This window comes from Streptomyces sp. NPDC093064 (genome assembly GCF_044754605.1).
In the GTDB taxonomy this organism is placed as follows: Bacteria; Actinomycetota; Actinomycetes; order Streptomycetales; family Streptomycetaceae; genus Streptomyces.
Genome location: NZ_JBIVPK010000021.1, coordinates 1 through 23,906 on the forward strand (window position 1 = coordinate 1; position 23,906 = coordinate 23,906).

Sequence of the window (23,906 nt, forward strand, 5' to 3'; positions counted from 1 at the left end):
ACTGTAGAAGCTGCCGAAGGGACCGCGTGACCTTCCGAGCCGTGGCCAACTCAAGCCCGCATCCGAAGCGGACATACCGGCTCAAAACGTCCTCTGAGAACCAAGCGGTCGCGGTGGAGGACCTGGCGGTCAAGGGTCTGGCGCGCACCAGACTGGCCAAGAGCGTCCACGACGCGGGCTGGTCCCAGTTCGTGAACATGCTTGCCTACAAGGCCCAGCGATACGCGCGCACCTTCGTCAAGGTCGGCAGGTTCGAGCCCACCAGCCAGGTGTGCTCCACCTGCGGTCACCACGACGGGCCCAAACCCCTCAACGTGCGGGAATGGACCTGCACGGCCTGCGGCACCATCCACGACCGGGACCACAACGCCGCCATCAACATCAAACAGGCCGCCGGACTGGCGGTGACAGCCTGTCGAGCGTCGGTAAGACCGGAACATGTTCCGGCACAGCGCGACGAAGCAGGAAGCCACGGAATCCGCACCGGAGCCCGCGCCGCATAGCGGCACAGGCACCGGAGTGGAAGGCCAGAATCCCCGGGCTTCAGCCCAGGGAGCATGTCAATCCGAAGAGGTCGTCAACAACGTCTACCTCAACGAGATGTACGGCAAGAGCCCGCGGCGCGGCTTTCGGTTCAGCTTTACGCAGAGCGGCTGGCCCGTCGGCGCCCTCCTGGCGTCGGCGTTCGCTGCCGTGCTGCTGCCGCTGATGGGCTGGCGCTGGATCTTCCTGCTGGCCGACTTCCTGGTCGTCGTCATCCTCGTCGCCGGGCTCAAGCTCCGCGAGTCGCCCTCCTCCGTCGCCCTGAAGCGCATCCGCGAACTGCGCAAGGGCCGCGCCGGGCTGGAGCGGGCCGGCCGGAGCATCCTGGCGGGCCGGGTCGGCTGCGCCGACGAGGTCGCCCGCGTGATCCGCTTCCTCACCAGCGACGACGCCGCGTACATCACCGGCCAGGAGCTGGTCGTGGACGGCGGTCTGACGGTCTGGTGGCCGGAGTGACGGCGCGGCGGCGGCACGGGAAACATGGAGAGGTGAACGGCATGGAGTCTTTCAGGATCGGGTCGCCCGCGGCAGCAGACGGGTCGTCAACATCGCCAGCCAGCTGGGCATCAAGGGGGGCGAGGGCCTGGTGCACTACTCGGCGGCCAAGGCCGGAGTCATCGGACTGACCAAGGCCCTCGCCCGGGAGGTCGCCCCGCACGGGGTGCTGGTCAACGCGATCGCTCCGGGCCCGGTGTTCACCCCGCTGGTGGAGGGGATCAGCGAGGACTGGAAGCAGGCCAAGCAGGCCGAGCTGCCCCTCGGCCGGTTCGGGGTTCCGGCCGAGGTCGCCCCCACCGCCGTGCTGCTGGCCAGTGATCCGGGCGGCAACCTCTACGTGGGGCAGACCCTTGGACCCAACAGCGGCGACATCATGCCCTGATGCCCCTGATCCCCTGACAGGAGGGAGCCACGATGTGCGGAGCCTGTGGCGCGGGCCGTTCCGTACCGCGCTGGGAGGACGTCCTGGCCCCGCCCGGCCGTTCGGTCCTGGCCGCCCGCGCGGCGCGGACCGAACGGCTCCTGGGGCCCGGATCGGGACTGCGGGTCCGGGCCTGGCTGTCCGCGGGATACCTGCTCGGCGACCGGGTCGGCCGGACCGTGCACGCGGCGGACCTGGACACGCTGTGGCGGGCGGCCGCCGAGCGTGGTGCGCGGCCGGCGGGCCGGCTGTCGCTGCGGGGCCCGGCCGCCGCCGTGCGCGTCGAGGTGCCCGGCGGCTGGGACCCGGCCACGGTCGCGGTGTGGTGTGCCGCCGTGGCCCGGACCGACCGGACGCCTCACTGGAGATCACCCTCCCCGACCCCGGCGGGACGCGCACCGTGCTGGTGGAGATCGGGTCCGGCGCCGTACGGGCCAGGATCCTGGAGGCCTCCCCGGACGGACCGGAGCGCGGGGGCGCGATCCTGGTCCGCGGAGTCGGCGCGGCCGGTGCGGCCCGGCATCTGACGGCCTGCCATCTGCCGGCGGGTGCGCCTGAGGACCGGGACGGGTCATAGCGAGCAGGCCGACGTTCTCGAAACTTTCGAAGGTGTCGGCCTTGAAGTTGATCTAGAGGTCCAGTGCCTCGTCGGGTATGCCCGGACGGTCCTGACGACTATGCCTATGACTAGGCAAAACATGTCTCCATGGGCCTCCGGGTTCGGGCGAACGTTTCGAAATTCCGACCGAAACTGTTGACACCCGACGGGCCCGGCTCAACACTTCTCACCGCTGCGTCACCTCCTGGCAGCCGGCCGTTCCGCGAGGTCCTGTCGTGCTGCCCGCCCCCCACCACCTTCACGAGGAGGAAGCACGGACATGAACACGCTCGTCCAGGCGAGCGGCCGCAGACGCGGTCGCTTCACGTGGTTCATCAGGAGTGTCTGCGCCGCCGCGCTGGTTGTCATGGCCGCGATGACGCTGCCGGGCACCGCCAGTGCCGACACGGTCATCACCTCGAACCAGACCGGCACCAACAACGGGTACTACTACTCGTTCTGGACCGACAGCCCGGGCACCGTCTCCATGAACATGGGGTCCGGCGGCAACTACAGCACCTCATGGAGCAACACCGGGAACTTCGTCGCCGGCAAGGGCTGGAGCACCGGCGGACGCAGGAGCGTGAACTACTCCGGCAGCTTCAACCCGTCCGGCAACGCCTACCTGGCCCTCTACGGGTGGACGACCAACCCGCTCGTCGAGTACTACGTCGTCGACAACTGGGGCACCTACCGGCCCACGGGAACGTACAAGGGCACGGTCACCACTGACGGCGGCACGTACGACATCTACCAGACGACCCGGGTCAACGCCCCCTCCATCGAGGGCACCAAGACCTTCAACCAGTACTGGAGCGTCCGGCAGTCGAAGCGGACGGGCGGCACCATCACCACCGGCAACCACTTCGACGCCTGGGCCCGCAACGGCATGAACATGGGCGCCTACAACTACATGATCATGGCGACCGAGGGCTACCAGAGCAGCGGCAACTCCAACATCACCGTGGGCGACTCCGGCTCCGGCGGTGGTGGCGGTGGCGGTGGTGGTGGCACCGGTGGGTGTACCGCGACGTTGTCGGCGGGTCAGCAGTGGAGTGACCGGTACAACCTGAATGTGTCGGTGAGCGGTTCCAGTAATTGGACGGTGACGATGAACGTTCCGTCGCCGGAGAAGATCATCGCGACCTGGAACATCAGCGCGAGTTATCCGAGTTCGCAGGTGCTGGTGGCCAAGCCCAACGGCAGCGGCAACAACTGGGGCGTGACCATACAGACCAATGGCACCTGGACCTGGCCGACGGTCTCCTGCAGCGCGAGCTGACCCGGCCGACACCGAAGACCTCTTCAGAAAGGTCCCAAGCCGCATGAGAACCAGACCACTTGCGTCACTGCGGTCCCTGGTCGCGGGACTGGCCGTCACGGCGCTGGCCGTGGCGGGATCCCTCACCGTCGACGCCGCTCCGTCGTACGCGGCCACCTGCAACGGGTACGTCGGACTCACCTTCGACGACGGTCCGTCCAACGACCGCACCCCGGCCCTGCTCAACGCGCTGAAGCAGAACGGGCTGCGGGCCACGATGTTCAACGAGGGCCAGTTCGCGGCCTCCTACCCGGCCCAGGTACGGGCCCAGGTCGACGCCGGCATGTGGGTCGGCAACCACAGCTACACCCACCCGCACCTGATCCAGCAGAGCCAGTCGCAGATCGATTCGGAACTCTCCCGGACCCAGCAGGCCATCGCCGCCGCGGGCGGTGGCACGCCGAAGCTGTTCCGGCCGCCCTACGGCGAGACCAACTCGACGCTGAAGTCGGTCGAGGCCAAGTACGGCCTGACCGAGATCATCTGGGACGTCGACTCGCAGGACTGGAACGGCGCGAGCACCGACGCGATCGTGCAGGCCGTCTCCCGGCTCGGCAACGGCCAGATCATCCTCATGCACGAGTGGCCGGCCAACACGCTCGCCGCGATCCCGCGCATCGCGCAGACACTGGCCTCCAAGGGCCTGTGCTCCGGCATGATCTCCCCGCAGACCGGCCGCGCCGTGGCCCCCGACGGAGGCGGCTCCGGCGGTGGTGGCGGTGGCGGTGGTGGTGGCACCGGTGGGTGTACCGCGACGTTGTCGGCGGGTCAGCAGTGGAGTGACCGGTACAACCTGAATGTGTCGGTGAGCGGTTCCAGTAATTGGACGGTGACGATGAACGTTCCGTCGCCGGAGAAGATCATCGCGACCTGGAACATCAGCGCGAGTTATCCGAGTTCGCAGGTGCTGGTGGCCAAGCCCAACGGCAGCGGCAACAACTGGGGCGTGACCATACAGACCAATGGCACCTGGACCTGGCCGACGGTCTCCTGCAGTACGAGTTAGTCGTCCGGTGGCGCGGCGGACCACGGCCGCCGCGCCACCGGCGGTTCGCGGCCGGCGCGAGCGCGCGCGGGGGCCACCGGAAGCGGGCCTCCGCGCGCTCACCCCTTCTTCGGCGCCGTCAGCGAGACGTCCTGGCTCGACAGCGTCTGCGGCGTGGCCGTGAACGCGCGCAGACGGATGCGGGCATGGGGCCCGGGAACGGGGTACCCCCCGCGGGGCGCCCGCAGTTCGACGCGGGCGGTGGAGTGCCCGGGGATCGTGGCCGGGCCTTTCGCCAGCGACCAGAACCGGCCCATGCCCTTGCCGGTGGTGAGGATGAAGTGGGGCGTGAGGGGGCCGTCGCCGGTGTTGGTGACCTGGAGGGTCAGCCGGGAGACGTGCGTGGCGGAGGACCGCTGCACCGCCGTGACCCGCATGGCAAGTGGCGGCCTGCCCGTCACCGCCAAGGTCGCGCTGACCAGCGCGGGGAGGACCAGGAGCCCGACCGCGGCGGTCCGGGCCGGGCGCCGGTGCGGCCCCGACAGTGGGCGCGGCCGGGGTTGCCAGGCCCGCACGAACTCGGAGGCCGGCGTGGTGACGGCGGCCGCGACCCACAGCGGGGTCATCATCAGGTAGTAGCCGTCCTGGGAGCGCGTCGACAGGAAGAAGGCGCACCAGGGCAGGACGGTCGCCGCCGGGCCCAGCCGCCGTACGAAGAGCACGAACGCGGCCAGCAGGGCCGCGGACAGAAGCACACTGGCATGCGAGTACCAGTCCAGGCGGTCGCTGCCGTCGGTGAAGTACAGCGACACGTCCACCAGGCCCTGTCCGTGCAGCACCGCGCCCTGGGTCAGTGGCAGCGCGATGCCGCGCAGCCACTCGCCCGGTTCGCTCGCGATGAAGTACGTGTCGATCAGCAGCCATGCGGTGGCGGCGGCCCCGAGCAGCCGGAGCACCACCGACAGGGCCTGCCGGTGGCCCAGTTCGCCGCGGCGCACCGCGTAGATCCCGGCCAGCAGGAACGGCGTCACGAACCAGGGGAGTTGCTGCGCCGCGCACGCCGCGCCCAGGCAGGCGGCCCGGGCCAGTCCGGCCGCGCCGAGCCGTCCGCCCTGCCCGATCCGCGGCCAGCGCACCACCACCGGGATCAGCAGCGCCAGGGCGAGGACCGCCGGATAGCCGAGGCGCCCGTAGGACGGCAGCAGGCCGAAGCCCAGGCACACCATGGTGGCCGCCGAGCGCCACCGCGGCGGCAGCATCCGCCACAGGACGACCGTGCCGACGAGCAGCGCGCCCGTGCTCACCGCCGTCGCGGGGGCGCCGCCGTGCCCGAGCCACAGCAGAGGCGCGGTCAGCAGCACCGCCAGCGGGGGGTAGCCGTAGGTGTAGTCATAGCGGCCGTCCACCGTAGGCGTGAGCGCCACGGGGCCGTGGAAGAGCCAGGGCCACGGCTGCCCGTACACCGTGTGCCCCGCGACCAGTTCCCTCGCCGCCTGCGTGGTGAGGACGGCTTCGTCGCCTCCCGCGTGGTTCATGACCCACGTGCACAGGGTGAGCGTCACGGCGGTCAGCAGCACGCACAGGTCCACGCGGGCCAGGGACCTTGTGCGGTGGACCACCAGGGTCAGCACCGCGCAGACCAGGATCGAGGCGTAGCACAGGCAGATGACGCCGGCGACGGGGAGCAGCCGGGACGCGGCCTGCGTCCACACCGCCCGGGTACCGATGAAGAGACTGACGACGGCCAGTAGCGTCAGGACGCGATGCCACTGGGCCGGCGGTTCCGGGGCGGACACCGCCGACAGTGTCCGCCGACCGGGTGCCACCAGCTGCTGTTCTGCCAAGTGCACGACACGCGAACCTAATCGGATCCGGTGAGTGGAGCGTGGCTGGCGGTGAAGAGTCCGGTGTGAGCGCGGTAAGAAGCCTCTTTCGGGCAGGAACCGGTCAACCCGCGCGTCATGGCCGATCCATATGTGTTGAGATGATGTCTCTTTCGGGCAGTCTCGCGACCTCCAGCCGCGCACCGTGTCGCTGTTGGGCCGAAAGGGTGACGTCGCGTAAGAATTGGCTGGTGCAGGTGAGGGAAGCGAGTTTGGGCAGGGGGAGCCGGTGAACAGTTACGACGTCACCGATGAGCAGTGGGAGGGGCTTGCCCAGGTCGTTCCGCTGCGCGGTCGCGACGCCTGGCCGTCCGCGGTGAACCACCGTGTGCCTCCGGAGGCGACGACGGAGGCGCGCCGCCGCTTCGTCGTCCTGCGGGTCAATGTGTTCGCGGACGCCCGTGACGTCGCCGAGATCCTGATGGCGGGCATCCCGGTCCTCCTCGACCTGACCGGCGCCGAGGGCGAGGTGGCCAAGCGGATCCTGGACTTCAGTACCGGCGTCGTCTTCGGACTGGGCAACGGGATGCACCGCGTCGACCGCAACGTGTTCCTGCTCACGCCGCCCGGCACCGAGGTGAGCGGACTCATGCCGGGTGCGGCGGTTCCGGGCGGGTGAGCCCGGGGGTCGTGCCGTGCCCGTGCCGTGAGCCCGTGAGTCGCGCCGTGAGCCGGGGGCCGCGCCGGTGGCGGCGCCGCGGGTGGTAGACCTGGTGGCGTGACTGAGGAATCCGAGCATCCCGATCTGGCCGGATTGCAGCGGCGGTTGGCGGAGTTCGCCGCGGCGCGCGACTGGCAGCCGTACCACACGCCGAAGAACCTGGTCGCCGCGCTCAGCGTGGAGGCGTCCGAACTGGTCGAGATCTTCCAGTGGATGACCCCGGAGGAGTCGGCCGGTGTCATGGCGGACCCCGAGACCGCGCACCGTGTGCGCGACGAGGTCGCGGACGTCCTTGCGTATCTGCTGCAACTGTGCGAGGTGCTCGGCGTCGATCCGTTGGCGGCGCTGGCGGTGAAGATCGACCGGAACGAGCGGCGGTTTCCGGTGCCGGGGGAATCAGGGGAACCAGGGGGATCGCGGGAATCGGCGGAGCCGGGCGAAGCGGGGGAGTGAAGGGTGGAAGCCCCTCCTCCGTTGTCACTCTCCGAAATCGTTCACCCGACCGAAACCGATTTGTTGTCCGCAGATTTCCGTCTTCCTCTGGCGTTTTGCCCCAGGCGCCTTCACTCTGGGTAGTGAACAAGGGAGTTCGGGCGGACGTGCGAACAGCACGTCGGGACAGACGGGGGCAGCGCATGGACGCGGTGCGGCTCATCCTGGCGAGCAGGCGTGCCCTGGCGGGGAGCGGCGAGGGCCCAGCCATCCTGACCGAGGTGTGGCAGGCGCAGGCCCTGGCGCAGGCGATCGGCAGCCGCCTCGCCGTCTCCGGACCACCCGAACTACGGGGTGAGGCACTGGGGTTGACCGAGCTGGCGGGCCGGGGCTGCGGGGTCCTCGACACACCGGACCTCGATCCGGAGGACTTACGGGCGGCCCGGCTCACCGAACTGGACGACGCCCGGCAGGCGTTGCTGTGCCTGGACGCCCTGCTCGGCGACGCCGGCATCGCGCTCGTCGGCGTCGCGAGTTCGGCCGCCGACGAGGCCACGTACTGGCAGTGCATGGAGGCGATCGACGCGGCGGACGAGGCCCGGGACCGGGTCCGCGAGATGGTGCGGAAACTGGCCGCGCGGGAGGAGGCGCCGCCGGAGCGGGAGGCGATTTGACCCGACCGGGGGCGGAGGGCGGCGGGCCCCGGTGAGGCCCGTGCGTCGGTGGGCCCGCCGGCGTGCAGGATGGAGGGCATGGATCTTCGCATCTTCACCGAGCCCCAGCAGGGCGCGACCTACGACACCTTGCTCACCGTGGCGAAGGCCACCGAGGACCTGGGGTTCGACGCCTTCTTCCGCTCCGACCATTTCCTCCACATGGGCGACGTGGACGGCCTGCCCGGACCCACCGACGCCTGGATCACGCTGGCCGGACTCGCCCGCGAGACCAAGCGCATCCGGCTCGGCACGCTGATGACGGCCGCCACCTTCCGGCTGCCCGGCGTGCTCGCCGTCCAGGTCGCCCAGGTGGACCGGATGTCCGGCGGCCGGGTCGAACTGGGCCTGGGGGCGGGCTGGTTCGCGGAGGAGCACAAGGCGTACGGCATCCCCTTCCCGAAGGAGAAGTTCGGCCGCCTGGAGGAGCAGCTGGCCATCGTCACGGGGATGTGGGCGACGGAGGCCGGCAAGACCTTCGACTTCCGCGGGACGTACTACGAGCTCATCGGGTCGCCCGCGCTGCCGAAGCCCGCACAGGCGAAGATCCCGGTGCTCGTCGGCGGGCTCGGCGCGACCCGCACGCCGCGCCTCGCCGCCCAGTACGCCGACGAGTTCAACGTCCCGTTCGCCTCCGTCGAGGACAGCGCGCGGCAGATCGGCCGGGTCCGGGCCGCCGCGGAGGCGGCCGGCCGGCGCCCCGACGACCTGACGTACTCCAACGCCCTCGTCGTCTGCGTCGGCCGGGACGACCAGGAGGTCGCCCGACGTGCCGCCGCGATCGGCCGTGAGGTCGGCGAACTGAAGGCCAACGGCCTGGCCGGCTCCCCGGCCGAGGTCGTCGACAAGATCGGCCGCTACGCCGGGGCCGGCGCCGGCCGGATCTACCTCCAGATCCTCGACCTGTCCGACCTGGACCACCTGGAACTGATCTCCACCCAGGTGCAGTCGCAGCTCTCCTAGCGGGCCGGGCGTCACGCCCACGGCTCGCCCTCCCGCAGGCACACCACCGAGGCGCTCAGCGCCGCCTCGTGCAGCGCGGTGAGGGTCCGCGCACCGGCGGCGAGCCCTGCGCCGGGCAGATCGGCAGGCGCGAACCAGCCGTGCCGGTCGTGCTCGGCGCTGAGCCGAACGGCCGTGTGCGCGTCGTCGGGGAGCGTGCCGCCGTAGAAGTAGCAGTCCAGGACCGGGCCGGTGCCCAGTACGTCCACACGGTGGTCCACGCCGATCAGCCGGGGCACGGGCCCGAGTTCGATGCCCGTCTCCTCGCGCATCTCCCGCCGGGCCGCCGCCCAGGGGTCCTCCCCGTGGTCCAGCATCCCGCCGGGCAGCCACCAACTGCCGGCCCCCGGCCGACCGGAGCCGTAGCGCAGGAGCAGGACGCGGCCGTCGCCGTCCAGCACCACCACACACGCGGCGAGGAGCGCCTGCGGCTGCGTCCTCACCCATTCCTCGCGGGGCATCCACTCCACCACTGATCGCCTCCCGGACGGTCTGGCGCCGGCACCCCCACGGCACGGGCTCGGCCCGTCCGTGCCGATGCCGGCTGTCTCGCCTCTTCTCCTGTTCCCGACAACGATGCGCCGGTCGTGGGGAAGTGGGCGGTGAATATTGGAAGGCACAGGTCCGGACCCCTGTGCGAAGGTGAGGGGGTCGTCCTGCCGAGCCCCCGGGATCACCGTCCTCGGGGGCTTTGGCGTACACGGCAACGCAGCCGTCCATCCAGCCGGAGAGGCCCTCCGCATGTTCCTGACCATCACCACCACCGGCACGCCCGAACACCCCGCGACCGACCTGGGATTCCTGCTGCACAAGCACCCGGGCAAGTCCCAGGCGTTCTCCACCTCCTACGGCACCGCGCACGTCCTCTACCCCGAGGCGGACGATCAGCGCTGCACGGCGGCGCTGCTGCTGGAGGTCGACACGGTGGCCCTGGTCCGGCGGGGCAAGGGCAAGGGGCGCGGCGGCGCCCCCGACGCGGCGCTCGCGCAGTACGTCAACGACCGCCCTTACGCGGCCTCTTCGCTGCTCGCCGTGGCGTTGAGCGCCGTGTTCTCCAGCGCCCTGCGCGGCGTGTGCCACGCGCGGCCCGAACTCCCGGCACAGCCACGCCCGTTGCGCATCGAGGTACCGGCGCTTCCGGCCCGCGGCGGCCCCGCCCTCGTACAGCGCCTGTTCGAGCCGCTCGGCTGGACGGTCACGGCCGAACCAGTCGCGCTGGACGCGGAGTTCCCCGAGTGGGGCGACTCGCGCTACGTGCGGCTCGTGCTGGAGTCGGAGGCGATGACCCTTGCCCAGGCCCTGCGCCACCTCTACGTCCTGCTCCCCGTCCTCGACGACGCCAAGCACTACTGGGTCGCCCCCGACGAGGTCGACAAGCTGCTCCGGGCGGGCGAGGGCTGGCTGCCCGACCACCCGGAGCAGAAGCTGATCACCAGTCGCTACCTCTCGCGCCGCTGGTCGCTGACCCGGGAGGCGATGGAGCGGCTGGAGCTGGTGCGGCTGGCCGAGGCCGACGACAGCGGGGTCGATGAGCTCGACAACGCCGTGGCGGCGGAGACCGAGACCGAGGAGAAGCCGACGCCGCTGGCCGTGCGGCGACGGGACGCGATCGTCGCGGCGCTGCACGAGAGCGGTGCCGCCCGGGTCCTCGACCTCGGCTGCGGGCAGGGCCAGTTGGTGCAGGCACTGCTGCGGGACGCGCGGTTCACCGAGATCGTCGGCGTCGACGTGTCGGTACGAGCCCTCACCATCGCCGCCCGGCGGCTGAAGCTGGACCGGATGGGGGAGCGGCAGGCCGCCCGCGTCACGCTCCGGCAGGGCTCGCTCGTCTACACCGACAAGCAGCTCAAGGGCTACGACGCCGCCGTGCTCAGCGAGGTGATCGAGCACCTCGACCTGCCCCGGCTGCCCGCCCTGGAGTACGCGGTGTTCGGCGCTGCCCGCCCCCGCACCGTCCTCGTGACCACCCCGAACGTCGAGTACAACGTCCGCTGGGAGACCCTCCCCGCCGGGCACGCCCGGCACGGCGACCACCGCTTCGAGTGGACCCGCGAGGAGTTCGGCCAGTGGGCGCACACCGTGGCCGAACGCCACGGCTACGAGGTCGAGTTCCGTCCCATAGGCCCCGACGACCCCGAGGTCGGACCGCCCACCCAGATGGCCGTGTTCACCCTCGGGACCACCAAGGGCACCCAGGACAACATGGACGCCAAGGACGCCAAGGACGCCAAGGACACCGAGAAGGAGGCGAAGGCGGCATGACCGAGACACAGACCCCCACACCACGAGGACGCGTCCTGCCCGTGACCGACCTCTCCCTCGTCGTCCTCGTCGGCGCCTCCGGCTCGGGCAAGTCCACCTTCGCCCGGCGCCACTTCAAGCCCACCGAGGTCCTCTCCTCGGACTTCTGCCGCGGCCTGGTCTCCGACGACGAGAACGACCAGGGCGCCACCCGCGACGCCTTCGACGTGCTGCACTACATCGCCGGCAAGCGCCTGGCGGCCGGCCGCCGTACCGTCGTCGACGCCACCAGCGTGCAGCAGGACGCGCGGCGCCAGTTGATCGACCTGGCGAAGAGCCACGACGTGCTGCCCATCGCCATCGTGCTCGACGTACCGGAGGAGGTGTGCGCCGAGCGCAACGCGGCCCGCACCGACCGGTCCGACATGCCGCGCCGGGTGATCCGGCGGCACACCCGCGAACTGAGGCGCTCGCTGCGGCACCTGGAGCGGGAGGGCTTCCGCAAGGTGCACGTGCTGCGCGGAGTCGACGAGGTCGAGAACGCGTCGGTCGTCACCGAGAAGCGCTTCAACGACCTCACCCACCTCACCGGCCCGTTCGACATCATCGGCGACATCCACGGCTGCTCCGTCGAACTGGAGTCGCTGCTGGTCAAGTTGGGCTACATCGACGGGGCGCACGCCGAGGGCCGTACCGCGGTCTTCGTCGGCGACCTGGTCGACCGCGGCCCGGACAGCCCGGGTGTGCTGCGCCGGGTGATGTCCATGGCCGAGGCGGGCAACGCGCTGTGCGTGCCGGGCAACCACGAGAACAAGTACGGGCGCCACCTCAAGGGCCGCAAGGTCCAGCCCACCCACGGACTCGCCGAGACCATCACGCAGATGGAGGGGGAGAGCGAGGAGTTCAAGGCACGGGTACGGGAGTTCATCGACGGCCTGGTCAGCCACTACGTCCTCGACGGCGGGCGGCTGGTGGTCAGCCACGCCGGTCTGCCGGAGAAGTACCACGGCCGCACCTCCGGGCGGGTGCGCTCGCACGCGCTCTACGGCGACACCACCGGGGAGACGGACGAGTTCGGCCTGCCGGTGCGCTATCCGTGGGCGGAGGACTATCGCGGCCGGGCGGCCGTGGTCTACGGCCACACCCCGGTCCCGGAGGCCACCTGGCTGAACAACACCATCTGCCTGGACACCGGCGCGGTGTTCGGCGGCAAGCTGACCGCGCTGCGCTGGCCGGAGCGAGAACTGGTCGACGTGCCGGCCGAGCGGGTCTGGTACGAGCCGGCCAGGCCGCTGCGCACCGAGGCACCCGGCGGACACGACGGCCGTCCGCTGGACCTCGGTGACGTGCACGGCCGCCGGGCCGTCGAGACCCGGCACACCGGCCGGGTCGCGGTGCGCGAGGAGAACGCGGCGGCGGCCCTTGAGGTCATGAGCCGCTTCGCCGTCGACCCGCGGCTGCTTCCGTATCTGCCGCCCACCATGGCGCCGACGGCGACTTCGAGGGTCGACGGCTTCTTGGAGCACCCGGAGGAGGCGTTCGCCCAGTACCGGGAGGACGGGGTGGACCGGGTCGTGTGCGAGGAGAAGCACATGGGCTCGCGGGCAGTCGCCCTGGTCTGCCGGGACCCGGAGGCGGCGCGCGGGCGGTTCGGAGTGGACGGCCCGACCGGTTCCCTCTACACCCGCACCGGCCGCCCCTTCTTCGACGACCCGTCGGTCACCGAGGAGATACTCGGCCGGCTGCGCACGGCGGTCACCGAGGCGGGCCTGTGGGCGGACCTCGACACCGACTGGCTGCTGCTCGACTGCGAGCTGATGCCGTGGTCGCTGAAGGCCTCCGGGTTGCTGCGCTCGCAGTACGCGGCGGTCGGCGCGGCCTCCGGCGCGGTGTTCCCGGACGCGCTGTCCGCCCTGGAGGGCGCCGCGGCGCGCGGTGTCGACGTGACGGACCTGCTGGACCGCCAGCGCGAACGGGCCGCCGACGCAGCCGCGTTCACGGCCGCCTACCGCCGCTACTGCTGGCCGACCGACGGCCTGGACGGCGTCCGCCTGGCACCGTTCCAGATCCTCGCCGCGCGGGGCCGCAGCCTGGCCGGACTGTCGCACGACGGGCAACTGGCACTGATCGACCGGCTCGTGAAGCACGATGTCACCGGTCTGCTGCAGACCACCCGCCGGCTGTACGTCGACGTGGCCGACCCGGAGTCGGTGCGGGCGGGCGTCGACTGGTGGCTGGAGATGACCGGCCGCGGCGGCGAGGGCATGGTCGTCAAGCCGCTGGGCGCTCTGGTACGCGGCAAGGAGGGGCGTCTGGTGCAGCCCGGCATCAAGTGCCGGGGCCGGGAGTACCTACGGATCATCTACGGTCCCGAGTACACCCGCCCGGACAACCTCGCCCGCCTGCGTGGGCGCTTCCTCAACCACAAGCGCTCCCTGGCGATCCGCGAGTACGTCCTCGGTCTGGAGGCCCTGGATCGCCTGGCCGACGGCGAACCGCTGTGGCGGGTGCACGAGGCGGTGTTCGGCGTGCTCGCGCTGGAGTCGGAGCCGGTGGACCCCCGCCTGTGAGGGGCCTTCCGCCGGGGCCCGGGAGATCGCTCCCGGGCCCCGGCGGTCCCGCCTTCCAAGTGCCGTGGGGGTTCCTTCCTTTCGTCAAGGTGACGAAAAAAGGAGGCCGTGGAAACAGGTGCGCGGAGGGTGAAACCGGCCGCCGTTGGCCAGGATGGAGGCATGGGATTCCATGTCGACTCCGAGGCCGGGCGGCTGCGCCGCGTCATCCTGCACCGGCCCGATCTCGAGCTCAAAAGGCTCACCCCCAGCAACAAGGACGCCCTCCTCTTCGACGATGTGCTGTGGGTGCGCCGGGCGCGTGCCGAGCACGACGGGTTCGCCGACGTGCTGCGCGACCGCGGGGTCGCCGTGCACCTCTTCGGCGATCTGCTGACCGAGGCGATGGAGATCCCGTCGGCCCGCTCGCTCGTCCTGGACCGCGTCTTCGACGAGAAGGAGTACGGGCCGCTCGCCACCGATCACCTGCGGGCCGTCTTCGAGACCCTGCCCGCCGTCGAACTGGTCGAGGTGCTCGTCGGCGGCATGACCAAGCGGGAGTTCCTGGCCGCCCACGAGGAGCCGACGTCCGTGCGCTTCCACGCCATGGAACTGGACGACTTCCTGCTCGGCCCGCTGCCCAACCACCTCTTCACCCGCGACACCTCCGCCTGGATCTACGACGGCGTGTCGATCAACGCCATGCGCTGGCCCGCCCGGCAGCGCGAGACCGTCCACTTCGAGGCGATCTACCGTTACCACCCCCTGTTCCGGGGCGAGACGTTCCATCTGTGGTCCGAGGGGCAGGCCGACTACCCGTCCACCATCGAGGGCGGGGACGTGCTCGTGATCGGCAACGGCGCCGTGCTCATCGGCATGAGCGAGCGGACCACGCCCCAGGCCGTCGAGATGCTCGCGCACAAGCTGTTCGCCGCCGGATCGGCCCGGACGATCGTCGCGCTCGACATGCCCAAGCGGCGGGCCGTGATGCACCTCGACACCGTGATGACCATGATCGACGGCGACACCTTCACCCAGTACGCCGGGCTCGGCATGCTGCGCTCGTACACCATCGAACCGGGCTCCGAGGACAACGAGTTGAAGGTCACCGACCATCCGGCCGAGCATATGCACCGCGCGATCGCTGCCGCGCTGGGGCTGAGTGAGATCCGGGTCCTGACCGCCACCCAGGACGTGCACGCGGCCGAGCGCGAGCAGTGGGACGACGGCTGCAACGTCCTCGCCGTCGAACCCGGCGTTGTTGTTGCCTACGAGCGCAACGTCACCACCAACACCCACCTGCGCAAGCAGGGCATCGAGGTCATCGAGATCCCCGGCAGCGAACTGGGCCGGGGCCGGGGCGGCCCGCGCTGCATGAGCTGCCCGGTCGAGCGGGACGCCGTGGCGGGCTAGCGATGTGACCGGAAAGGTTTGCCGGGCGCCGCGAGCCGGTGAGCCTTTCCGGTCGCAGCACTGGACGCGCACGCGGGTGATCACGTTCCGGTGACGGCGTGGGGAGGGTCTTGTCTCACGGATCACCTCGGCGTACGGTCCGTATCACCCCAGCGAACAAAGTGTTCGCTGAAGACGTATCAGGTGTTCGCTCATGACTGATCGTTCGTTGCCGGACCCCTCCGGTGGTGCCACCGACGGTGCCGCCGACGCGGCACTGGGGGACCGCATCCGGGAGTACCGGATGATGCGGCGGATGTCGCTGCGCGCCCTGGGGGAGGCGGCGCAGGCCAGTCCCGGGTTCCTCAGCCAGCTGGAACGCGGGCAGGTGAACTGCTCCATCGGCATGCTGCGGCGGATCGCCGTGGCGCTCGGTCTGACCGTGGCCGACCTGTTCGACCAGGACGGCCGGCCCGGTCCGAGAGCGGTGCGGCGGGCCGACCGGCCGATGCTGCACGCCGCTCCGGGCAGTCGAAAATTCCTCATCTCACAGCGCCCGCTCAGTCATCTGGAGGTGTACGCGGGCGAGTTCGACCCGGGGACCTCCACCGGTGACGACGCCTACACCCATGGTGACTCCCAGGAGATCCTCCTGGTGATCAGCGGCGCCGTACGGGTTGAACTCGACGGCCGGGCCCACGACCTGGAGGCCGGCGACAGCATCGAATACCGCTCCTCGGTGCCGCACCGCGTGGTCAATCGCCACGAAGAGCCCGCCGAGATCCTCTGGATCATCAGTCCGCCAACCCCGGACTGACCCCGCCCCACCCGCACCCCTCATCGCCCGTACCCCTCACCAGCCGCAATCCCTCCCCACTCCTGCCCGCGGTGCGGTCGCACCCTCCTTCACCGTGCCCCCGCCGCGCAGCGCCCCGTCGCGCCCTGCCGCCGTGCGCCTCCGCGCCGTGCCCTCTCGGTGCCCTCGCGTCTTCACCGTCCTCCTTGGAGACAGTCATGCCCGGAATATCACGTAAAATCATGGGGTGTGCCGCTGCCGCCGGCGCCCTGCTGCTGACCCTCACCGGCTGCGCCGGCACCGGCCCGGCCGCCGCCGACGTCGACCTCGGCCCCGGACCGGCCGCAGCCGGCCAGGTGAAGAGGGGCGCGCTCGACGGCGTCACCCTCACCTTCGCCTCCTACGGCGGCATCTACCAGGACGGTCAGGAGTCGGCCGCGGTCAAGCCGTTCGCCACGGACTCCGGCGCGCGGATGCTCTCCGACGGCCCCACCGACTACACCAAGGTCAAGGCCCAGGTCGACGCCAAGAACATCACCTGGGACGTGGTGGACGCCGACACCCTCTGGGCCAAGCGCCAGTGCGGCAAGATGTTCATGCCGCTCGACAGCAAGATCGTCGACACCTCCAAGCTGCCCAAGGGCACGGAGGACAAGTGCTCCGTGCCGGCCATGAGCTACGGCGTGGTCCTGATGTACGACAAGAAGAAGTTCGGCGACAACCCGCCGAGGGGCTGGGCGGACTTCCTCGACACCAAGAAGTACCCCGGCAAGCGCGCGATTCCCGGCTTCGCGTCGGACGCGGCCCCCGGCCCGCTGGAGGCGGCGCTGATCGCGGACGGGGTCGCCCCCGACAAGCTCTTCCCGCTCGATGTCGACCGGGCCCTCAAGAAGCTGACGAGCGTCCGCTCCTCGCTGGTCTTCTGGGACACCGGCGCCCGCTCCCAGCAACTGCTGGAGTCCGGCGAGGTCTCCATGGCCATGATGTGGTCCGGCCGCGCCTACTCGGCGGTCAAGAACGGCGCTCACTTCGCCCCCCAGTGGAACCAGTTCCTGCCGGTCTCCGACTCCCTCGCCGTCCCCATCGGCGCCAAGAACCCCAAGGCGTCTATGGCGCTGATCAACTACTACCTGGGTGCCACCCAGCAGGCCAAGCTCACCGAGCTGACCTCCTACTCCCCGATCAACACCGACGCCAAGCCCAAGCTCGACACGCTCGCCACGCAGTACCTGACCACCACCTCCGAGCGGCAGGCCCAGGCACTCAAGGTCGACAACGCCTGGTGGGCGAAGAACCAGGAGCAGATCATCCAGAAGTGGTCCGACTGGCTGGCCCGGTAACCCATGACGGCCCTGATCGAGATCGCCTCCCCGGCCACCGGCGGCCGGCCCCGCAAGGGCGCCGGCGGCCGGTGGGGATGGCTGCTGCTGCCCGCGCTGGTCCTGCTGGCCGTGCTCTTCCTGGTGCCACTGGGCCTGATGGCCTGGCGCAGCGTCAGCGAGCCCGCACCCGGCGCCGGCAACTACTCCTGGTTCTTCACCAGCGACGTCGCCCTCGCCACGCTGGTGCGCACGCTGGCCGTCGGCGCCGTCGTCACCCTGGTGACGCTGCTGCTCTCCTACCCGTACGCCTACCTGATGACCGTGGTCGGCGCCCGGGCGCGGATCTGGCTCACCCTGCTGGTGCTGCTGCCGTTCTGGACCAGCCTGATGGTGCGCACCTTCGCCTGGGTGGTGCTGCTCCAGGACAGCGGCGTGGTCAACCAGGTCCTCGGCACCGTGGGTCTCGGCCCGCTCCAGCTCATCCGCACCCCCACCGGGGTGGTGATCGGCATGTCGCAGGTGCTGATGCCGTTCATGGTGCTGCCGCTGTACGCGGTGATGAGCGGCATCGACCGCCGGCTCCTCGACGCCGCGCAGGGCATGGGGGCGCGCCCGGCCACCGCGTTCCTGCGGGTCTTCGTGCCGCTGTCGCTGCCCGGGGTGGGCGCCGGCGCGCTGACCGTGTTCATCACCTCGCTCGGCTTCTACGTCACCCCGGCGCTCCTGGGCTCGCCCGACCAGGCGCTGATCTCGCAGCAGATCTTCACCCAGGTCAACGGGCTGCTCGCGTGGGGCCGGGGCGGAGCGATGGGCGTGGTGCTGCTGGCGGTGACGCTGGTCCTGCTGGGACTGGTCGGCGTCGTCCTGCGTTTCACCCGCAACCGGGGAGGCGCCCGATGAGGACCGCACCCACGCGGATCGCGCTGTGGGCGTTCAGCGCGCTGGTGGGCCTCTGGCTCATCGCGCCGACGCTCGTGGTGATCCCGCTGAGCTTCACCGACAAGGCGTCCCTGGTGTTCCCGCCGAGCGGCTGGTCCACCCGCTGGTACACCAACTTCTTCACCGACCCCCGGTGGACCGAGGCGCTGTTCTCCTCGCTTCAGGTCGGCGCCCTGGTCGCGGTGGTGGCCACCGTCCTGGGCACCGCCGCAGCGATCGCGCTCACCCGGTCCGGCTCACGCTGGGTGAAGGCGTCGTACGGGCTGCTGCTGGCCCCCATGATCGTGCCGACCGTGGTGGTCGCCATCGGCGTGTACGCGCTCTTCCTCCAGTACAACCTGCTGGGCACCCTGCTCGGCTTCGTCACCGCCCACACCGTGCTGGCCCTGCCGTTCGTGATCATCCCGGTGACGGCGAGCCTGCGCGGTTTCGACCGGCGGCTGGAGGACGCCGCACTGATCTGCGGCGCCACCCGCTGGGGCGCCATCCGGCAGGTGACCCTGCCGCTGATCGCCCCGGGCGTCGTCTCCGGTGCCCTGTTCGCCTTCGTCACCAGCTTCGACGAGGTCGTGGTCTCGCTGTTCATCCAGAGCCCCTACCTGCAGACCCTGCCGGTCCAGATGTTCGCCAGCGTGACCCGGGACACCGACCCCACCATCGCCGCGGCCGCCACGCTGATCATCGTCTTCACCACGGTGCTCGTGCTGGCCGCCACCTTCGCCACCGCCAGGAGGAACCGTGTCCGCTGACACCAGCCTCATCAAGGCGCGCGGAGCCCGTATCGAACTGGCGCAGGTGCGCAAGGAGTACGCGGACTCCGTCGCCGTCGACGACGTCTCCCTGGTCATCGAACCGGGTGAGTTCATGACCCTGCTGGGCCCCAGCGGCTCCGGCAAGACCACCACCCTCAACATCATCGCCGGGTTCACCGCCGCCACCTCGGGCACGCTGACCATCGGCGGCAGGCAAATGCAGGACCTGCCGCCGCACCGGCGCGACATCGGCATGGTCTTCCAGCACTACGCGCTCTTCCCGCACATGACCGTCGCGGAGAACGTCGCCTTCCCGCTCAAGCAGCGCAAGGTGCCGAGAGCCCGCCGCGCCGAGATGGTCGAGGCGGCCCTGGAGACCGTACGGCTCGGTGGCTACGGCCACCGCAGACCGCGCGAACTCTCCGGCGGCCAGCAGCAGCGGGTCGCCCTGGCCCGGGCCGTGGTGTACGAGCCGAGCGTGCTGCTGATGGACGAGCCGCTCGGCGCGCTCGACAAGAAGCTGCGCGAATCCCTCCAGCTGGAGATCAAGCGGGTCCACCAGGAGGTCGGCTCCACCTTCGTCTTCGTCACCCACGACCAGGAGGAGGCGCTCGTCCTGTCGGACCGCATCGCCGTCTTCGACGACGGGGGCATCCAGCAGGTCGGCACCGCGAGCGAACTCTACGAAAGGCCCCGCAGCCTCTTCGTGGCCGAGTTCCTCGGCGAGTCCTCCACCGTCCGTGGACGCGTCGAGCCGGACGGCGACGACTCCTGCCTGCGGGTCGGCGACCGCACCGTACGCGTCGCCGGACGGCTGCCCGAGGGCGGCGCGGCCGCCGTCGTGGTCCGCCCCGAGCACCTGCGGGTCCAGCCGGCCGCCGAGCCCGTCGCGCCCGGGGTCAACACGCTGCCCGCCCGTGTCACCCAGGAGATATACCTGGGCTCCGGCCGCAAGCTCGAACTCGCCCTGCCCGACGGCACCGTGCTGCTCGCCCGCGAGCAGGCCGACCGGCTGTCCGGCGTCCGCCACGGCGACGAAGTCACCGTGGTCTGGGACGTCGAACGGGGCGTCCTGCTCGACGACCCCTCCGGCACCACCCACCCACCCACTTCCGGCGACCGCGTCCCGGTCGCCGTCGCGGAAGAGAGCGGACGATGAGCACCACCCCCGCCACCAGCCCCACCTTCGTCAACGGCGACGTCTCCTTCTGGTTCCGGGAGAGCGGCGTCCCCGCCCGCCGCCCCGCCCTGCCCGGCGACCTGGACGTCGACGTCGCACTCGTCGGCGGCGGCTACACCTCCCTGTGGACCGCCTACTACCTCAAGAAGGCCCAGCCCGACCTCAGGATCGCCGTCCTGGAGAAGGAGTTCGCCGGCTTCGGCGCCTCCGGCCGCAACGGCGGCTGGCTCAGCGCCGAGCCGCCCGGCCAGATGCGCCGCTACGCCAAGTCGCACGGCCGGGAGCCGGCCGTCGCCCTGCAGCGGGAGATGTTCTCCTCCGTCGACGAGGTCATCCGGGTCGCCGCCGAGGAGGGCATCGAGGCCGACATCCAGAAGGACGGACTGCTGCACGTCGCCACCAACGCCGCGCAGGAGCGACGGCTGCGCGAAGGGCTGCCGACGCTGCGCGCCGAGGGCTGGGGCGAGGACGACCTGGTCGAACTCGACGCGGACCGGCTCGCCGAGCGGGTCCGCATAGCCGGCGCCCGCTACGCGCAGTGGAGCCCGCACTGCGCCCGCATCCAGCCCGCCAAGCTGGTCCGGGGCCTGGCCGACGTGGTGGAGCGGATGGGCGTCGCCGTCTACGAGGGCACCGAGGTCACCGAGATCCGCCCGCGCGAGGCGGTCACCACCCACGGCACCGTCCGGGCGTCCTACGTCATCCGGGCGCTGGAGGGGTTCACCGCCGGGCTGCGCGGCCACCGCCGGGTCTGGCTGCCGATGAACAGCAGCATGATCGTCACCGAGCCGCTGCCCGCCTCCGTGTGGGAGGAGATCGGCTGGCGCGGCGCCGAACTGATCGGGGACGAGGCCAACTCGTACTGCTACATCCAGCGCACCACCGACGGCCGTATCGCCATCGGCGGGCGCGGCATCCCCTACATGTTCGGCTCCCACGTCGACCAGCGCGGCGAGACCCGGGCCGCCACCCAGACGCAGCTCCAGGCCATCCTCAGGCAGCACTTCCCGGCCACCGAGGGCGTCGCGATCGACCACACCTGGTCCGGAGTGCTGGGCGTGCCGCGCGACTGGTGCGCCACCGTCCACCTGGACCGGGACACCGGCCTCGGCTGGGCCGGCGGCTACGTCGGGCACGGCGTGACCACCACCAACCTCGCCGGACGCACCCTGCGCGACCTGATCCTCGGACGTGAGACCGACCTCACCCGGCTGCCCTGGGTCGGCCGCAAGGTGCGCGGCTGGGAGCCGGAGCCGCTGCGCTGGCTGGGCGTGCGCAGCCTCTACGTCGCCTACCGCGCCGCCGACCGGCACGAGAACTCCGGTCTTGAGCGCACCTCCGTCATCGCACGCGTCGCCAACGTCATCAGCGGACGCTGAAGGGAGCAACCCCCCATGGAAACCGCCACCGCCGCAGCCGGCGCCACCGCCACCACCGCCCTCGTTCCCGCCGTCGCCTTCCTCGCCGACGCGGCGAGCGCCGATCTGCCCCCCGCGACGCCCAAGCCGACCAGCACCACCGGCCAGCAGGAGACCACCCTCACCCTGTGGCAGTCGCCCGACGGGCTGGTCGAGGTCGGCGTCTGGGAGTGCGACCCCGGTCACTTCACCGCCACCCGCGACGGCTACGACGAGGTCTGCCAGGTGCTGACCGGATCCGCCACCGTCCGTACCGAGGACGGTGAGGACGTCGAGCTGCGTCCCGGAGCCACCCTGGCGATGCCGGCCGGCTGGCGCGGCACCTGGCAGGTCCACGAGACCCTCCGCAAGGTGTACGTGGTGCGCACCCACGGGGCCGGCGCGTGACCCTCGTCCTGCACGGTGGCCGGGTGTGGACCGGCGATCCGCGGCGCCCGCACGCGACGGCCGTCGCCGTGGCCCGCGGCCGGATCACGGCCGTCGGCACCGACGCCGAGGTACGCCGGGCCGCCGGCCGCGCGTCCGAGACGTTCGACCTGGCCGGCCGGACCGTGGTGCCCGGCCTCCAGGACGCGCACATACACCCGGTCTGGGGCGCCCTGGAGGCGCTGCGCTGCGACCTCACCGGCGCCACCGACGCCGAGGACTGCCTCACGGTCGTCCGGGAGTACGCGGCCGCCCACCCGGGCCGGTCGTGGATCCTCGGCGGCGGCTGGAGCATGGACTGCTTCCCCGGCGGCTGGCCCACCCGGGAGTCGCTGGACGCGGCCGTACCGGACCGGCCGGTGTTCCTGCCCAACGCCGACCACCACTCGGCGTGGGTCAACTCGGCGGCACTGGAGCACGCCGGGATCGACGCGGCCACCCCGGACCCGCCGGCCGGGAGGATCGAGCGCGACGCGGCCGGCCGGCCCACCGGGGTGCTGCACGAGAGCGCCATGGACCTGGTGGCCCGGCTGCTCCCGCCGGACACCGTCGAGGACCAGCTCGCGGCGCTGAGCCACGCGCAGGCCCACCTCTTCCGGTACGGCATCACCGGCTGGCAGGACGCCATCGTCGGCGCCTACGGCGGGGCCGGCGACACGCTCGCCGCCTACCGGCGGGCCGACGCGGAGGGACTGCTGAAGGCCCGGGTCACCGGCGCCCTGTGGTGGGACCGCGACCGCGGCCTGGAGCAGCTCGACGACCTGGTGGCGCGGCGCGGCGAGCCCGGCCGCCGCTTCCGGGCCGGCGCCGTGAAGGTGATGCAGGACGGCGTGCTGGAGAACGGCACCGGCGCCCTGCTGGAGCCGTACCTGGACTCCTGCGGGTGCGCCACCGGCAACCTCGGCCACTCCAACGTGCCCGCCGCGCTGCTCGCCGAGGCGGTGACCCGCCTGGACGCCGCCGGCCTCCAGGTGCACTTCCACGCGATCGGCGACCGGGCGGTGCGCGAGTGCCTGGACGCGGTCGAGGCCGCGGCCGCCGCCAACGGAGCGCGCGAGCGGCGCCACCACATCGCCCATGTGCAGCTGGTCGACGACGCGGACATCGGCCGCTTCGCCGCGCTGGGGGTGACGGCCAACGTCCAGTCGCTGTGGGCGACCCACCACCAGCAGACCGACGAGCTGACCAACCCGCTGCTGGGCGAGGGGCGAGCCGGCCGGCAGTACCCCTTCCGCCGGCTCCTGGACAACGGCGCCCGGCTCGCCGGGGGCAGCGACTGGCCGGTCACCACGGCCGACCCGTGGCAGGCCATGCACGTCGCCGTGCACCGCACCGAACCGCCCGGCTCGGCGCACACCGGGTGGCCGGGCGCCGACCGCCCGTTCGTGCCGCACGAACGGCTGGAGCTGACCGACATCCTGCGCGCCTACACGGCCGGCTCGGCCTGGGTGAACGGCAACGACGACGAAGTCGGCCTGCTGCGCGAGGACATGGCCGCCGACCTCGCCGTCCTCGACCGGGACCTCCTCGCCCCGGACGCGGAGGTGGCCGGCACCCGCGCCGTGCTCACCCTGGTCGCTGGGGAGACGGTCCACGCCGAGTGAACGGGCGGGCGGCGCAGGGGTGTCGGGGGCGGCCCTCGGGGCGGTGAGTGGTCTAGACAACATCTCGTTCCTGTGCGAGCGTGACGCCCGCACGTCTTCGTCCACTGTGGTTCCGGTGAGTGCTGATGCCCTGGAGAGGAGTGAGGAGGCTCGATCCGCCGTGCGCCAGTGCGGCGCGGCGGCCAACCCGCCGTCCTCTCGGCGTCGTTGAGCACCACCGGGAACGCCGT

General features: G+C 71.3%; 22 protein-coding genes and 1 pseudogene. 21 read left to right on the forward strand and 2 right to left on the reverse strand.

Going from position 1 to position 23,906, the window contains the following annotated elements; genetic code table 11:
* The 6 genes and pseudogenes from ACIQFZ_RS23985 to ACIQFZ_RS24010 all read left to right on the forward strand — a co-directional run.
* Window positions 1–503, forward strand: a 503-nt coding sequence (locus tag ACIQFZ_RS23985) for an RNA-guided endonuclease TnpB family protein (RefSeq protein WP_402692093.1), incomplete at its 5' end; no start/stop codon positions are given.
* Entirely contained in the window at window positions 439–999 is a 561-nt protein-coding gene (locus ACIQFZ_RS23990; protein ID WP_402692094.1) for an SDR family oxidoreductase, read from the forward strand. The genes ACIQFZ_RS23985 and ACIQFZ_RS23990, both read left to right, overlap by 65 nt.
* 76 nt (window positions 1,000–1,075) lie before the next feature.
* Window positions 1,076–1,423 (forward strand): annotated as a pseudogene (locus tag ACIQFZ_RS23995) (SDR family oxidoreductase); the annotation flags it as partial.
* 361 nt (window positions 1,424–1,784) lie between these two features.
* A complete protein-coding gene (locus ACIQFZ_RS24000) occupies window positions 1,785–2,039 on the forward strand; it encodes a hypothetical protein (RefSeq protein WP_402692095.1) in 255 nt (84 codons plus the stop codon).
* A gap of 301 nt (window positions 2,040–2,340) precedes the next feature.
* Window positions 2,341–3,342, forward strand: coding sequence for a glycoside hydrolase family 11 protein (locus tag ACIQFZ_RS24005; protein WP_402692096.1), 1,002 nt, complete (start codon window positions 2,341–2,343; stop codon window positions 3,340–3,342).
* Window positions 3,343–3,385: 43 nt separating this feature from the next.
* Window positions 3,386–4,387 (forward strand): polysaccharide deacetylase family protein, encoded by a 1,002-nt coding sequence (locus ACIQFZ_RS24010; protein WP_402692097.1) that lies wholly within the window; start codon window positions 3,386–3,388, stop codon window positions 4,385–4,387.
* 98 nt (window positions 4,388–4,485) lie between these two features.
* On the opposite strand, the gene ACIQFZ_RS24015 is transcribed toward ACIQFZ_RS24010, so the two are convergent.
* The gene (locus ACIQFZ_RS24015) at window positions 4,486–6,162 is read right to left on the reverse strand and encodes a hypothetical protein (protein ID WP_402692098.1); all 1,677 of its coding nucleotides are present in this window, start codon (window positions 6,160–6,162) and stop codon (window positions 4,486–4,488) included.
* A gap of 316 nt (window positions 6,163–6,478) precedes the next feature.
* On the opposite strand from ACIQFZ_RS24015, the gene ACIQFZ_RS24020 reads away from it, so the two are divergent.
* The 4 genes from ACIQFZ_RS24020 to ACIQFZ_RS24035 all read left to right on the forward strand — a co-directional run bounded on the left by ACIQFZ_RS24020 (window position 6,479) and on the right by ACIQFZ_RS24035 (window position 9,018).
* Window positions 6,479–6,868 (forward strand): cell division protein SepF, encoded by a 390-nt coding sequence (locus tag ACIQFZ_RS24020; RefSeq protein WP_365417616.1) that lies wholly within the window; start codon window positions 6,479–6,481, stop codon window positions 6,866–6,868.
* Window positions 6,869–6,967: 99 nt separating this feature from the next.
* Window positions 6,968–7,363 carry a nucleotide pyrophosphohydrolase gene (locus tag ACIQFZ_RS24025; protein ID WP_402692099.1) on the forward strand — a complete coding sequence of 132 codons (396 nt, stop codon included), beginning with the start codon at window positions 6,968–6,970 and terminating at the stop codon, window positions 7,361–7,363.
* A 182-nt stretch (window positions 7,364–7,545) separates the two neighbouring features.
* Complete coding sequence (locus tag ACIQFZ_RS24030; RefSeq protein ID WP_365417692.1) at window positions 7,546–8,016, forward strand: DUF6099 family protein; 471 nt, start codon at window positions 7,546–7,548, stop codon at window positions 8,014–8,016.
* Between the two features lie 78 nt (window positions 8,017–8,094).
* Window positions 8,095–9,018 carry an LLM class F420-dependent oxidoreductase gene (locus ACIQFZ_RS24035; RefSeq protein ID WP_365417622.1) on the forward strand — a complete coding sequence of 308 codons (924 nt, stop codon included), beginning with the start codon at window positions 8,095–8,097 and terminating at the stop codon, window positions 9,016–9,018.
* An 11-nt stretch (window positions 9,019–9,029) separates the two neighbouring features.
* Here the strand turns inward: ACIQFZ_RS24035 and ACIQFZ_RS24040 are convergent, their stop codons facing one another.
* Window positions 9,030–9,518, reverse strand: coding sequence for an NUDIX hydrolase (locus tag ACIQFZ_RS24040; RefSeq protein ID WP_365417624.1), 489 nt, complete (start codon window positions 9,516–9,518; stop codon window positions 9,030–9,032).
* A 280-nt stretch (window positions 9,519–9,798) separates the two neighbouring features.
* On the opposite strand from ACIQFZ_RS24040, the gene ACIQFZ_RS24045 reads away from it, so the two are divergent.
* The 11 genes from ACIQFZ_RS24045 (at window position 9,799) to ACIQFZ_RS24095 (ending at window position 23,676) form a co-directional block, all read left to right on the forward strand.
* A complete protein-coding gene (locus ACIQFZ_RS24045) occupies window positions 9,799–11,319 on the forward strand; it encodes a 3' terminal RNA ribose 2'-O-methyltransferase Hen1 (RefSeq protein ID WP_365774163.1) in 1,521 nt (506 codons plus the stop codon).
* On the forward strand, window positions 11,316–13,868 hold the full coding sequence (locus ACIQFZ_RS24050; RefSeq protein ID WP_365417630.1) for a polynucleotide kinase-phosphatase: 2,553 nt from the start codon (window positions 11,316–11,318) through the stop codon (window positions 13,866–13,868). The genes ACIQFZ_RS24045 and ACIQFZ_RS24050 overlap by 4 nt, the downstream gene beginning before the upstream one ends.
* A 162-nt stretch (window positions 13,869–14,030) precedes the next feature.
* Window positions 14,031–15,260: an arginine deiminase gene (locus tag ACIQFZ_RS24055; protein WP_365417633.1), complete on the forward strand. Its 1,230-nt coding sequence runs from the start codon at window positions 14,031–14,033 to the stop codon at window positions 15,258–15,260.
* 193 nt (window positions 15,261–15,453) lie between these two features.
* Window positions 15,454–16,056 carry a helix-turn-helix domain-containing protein gene (locus ACIQFZ_RS24060; RefSeq protein ID WP_402692100.1) on the forward strand — a complete coding sequence of 201 codons (603 nt, stop codon included), beginning with the start codon at window positions 15,454–15,456 and terminating at the stop codon, window positions 16,054–16,056.
* A 221-nt stretch (window positions 16,057–16,277) separates the two neighbouring features.
* Window positions 16,278–17,375 carry an ABC transporter substrate-binding protein gene (locus ACIQFZ_RS24065; RefSeq protein WP_402692101.1) on the forward strand — a complete coding sequence of 366 codons (1,098 nt, stop codon included), beginning with the start codon at window positions 16,278–16,280 and terminating at the stop codon, window positions 17,373–17,375.
* Between the two features lie 3 nt (window positions 17,376–17,378).
* Window positions 17,379–18,257, forward strand: coding sequence for an ABC transporter permease (locus ACIQFZ_RS24070; protein WP_365417641.1), 879 nt, complete (start codon window positions 17,379–17,381; stop codon window positions 18,255–18,257).
* Window positions 18,254–19,045 carry an ABC transporter permease gene (locus ACIQFZ_RS24075; RefSeq protein ID WP_365417644.1) on the forward strand — a complete coding sequence of 264 codons (792 nt, stop codon included), beginning with the start codon at window positions 18,254–18,256 and terminating at the stop codon, window positions 19,043–19,045. Before ACIQFZ_RS24070 ends, ACIQFZ_RS24075 begins: the two co-directional genes overlap by 4 nt.
* Complete coding sequence (locus ACIQFZ_RS24080) at window positions 19,035–20,207, forward strand: ABC transporter ATP-binding protein (protein ID WP_383057697.1); 1,173 nt, start codon at window positions 19,035–19,037, stop codon at window positions 20,205–20,207. The genes ACIQFZ_RS24075 and ACIQFZ_RS24080 overlap by 11 nt, the downstream gene beginning before the upstream one ends.
* Window positions 20,204–21,607, forward strand: coding sequence for an NAD(P)/FAD-dependent oxidoreductase (locus ACIQFZ_RS24085; RefSeq protein ID WP_376400517.1), 1,404 nt, complete (start codon window positions 20,204–20,206; stop codon window positions 21,605–21,607). Before ACIQFZ_RS24080 ends, ACIQFZ_RS24085 begins: the two co-directional genes overlap by 4 nt.
* A gap of 15 nt (window positions 21,608–21,622) precedes the next feature.
* Window positions 21,623–22,033 (forward strand): cupin domain-containing protein, encoded by a 411-nt coding sequence (locus ACIQFZ_RS24090; RefSeq protein ID WP_376651075.1) that lies wholly within the window; start codon window positions 21,623–21,625, stop codon window positions 22,031–22,033.
* Complete coding sequence (locus ACIQFZ_RS24095) at window positions 22,030–23,676, forward strand: amidohydrolase (RefSeq protein ID WP_402692102.1); 1,647 nt, start codon at window positions 22,030–22,032, stop codon at window positions 23,674–23,676. The genes ACIQFZ_RS24090 and ACIQFZ_RS24095 overlap by 4 nt, the downstream gene beginning before the upstream one ends.
* The last annotated feature ends 230 nt before the right edge of the window (window positions 23,677–23,906 follow it).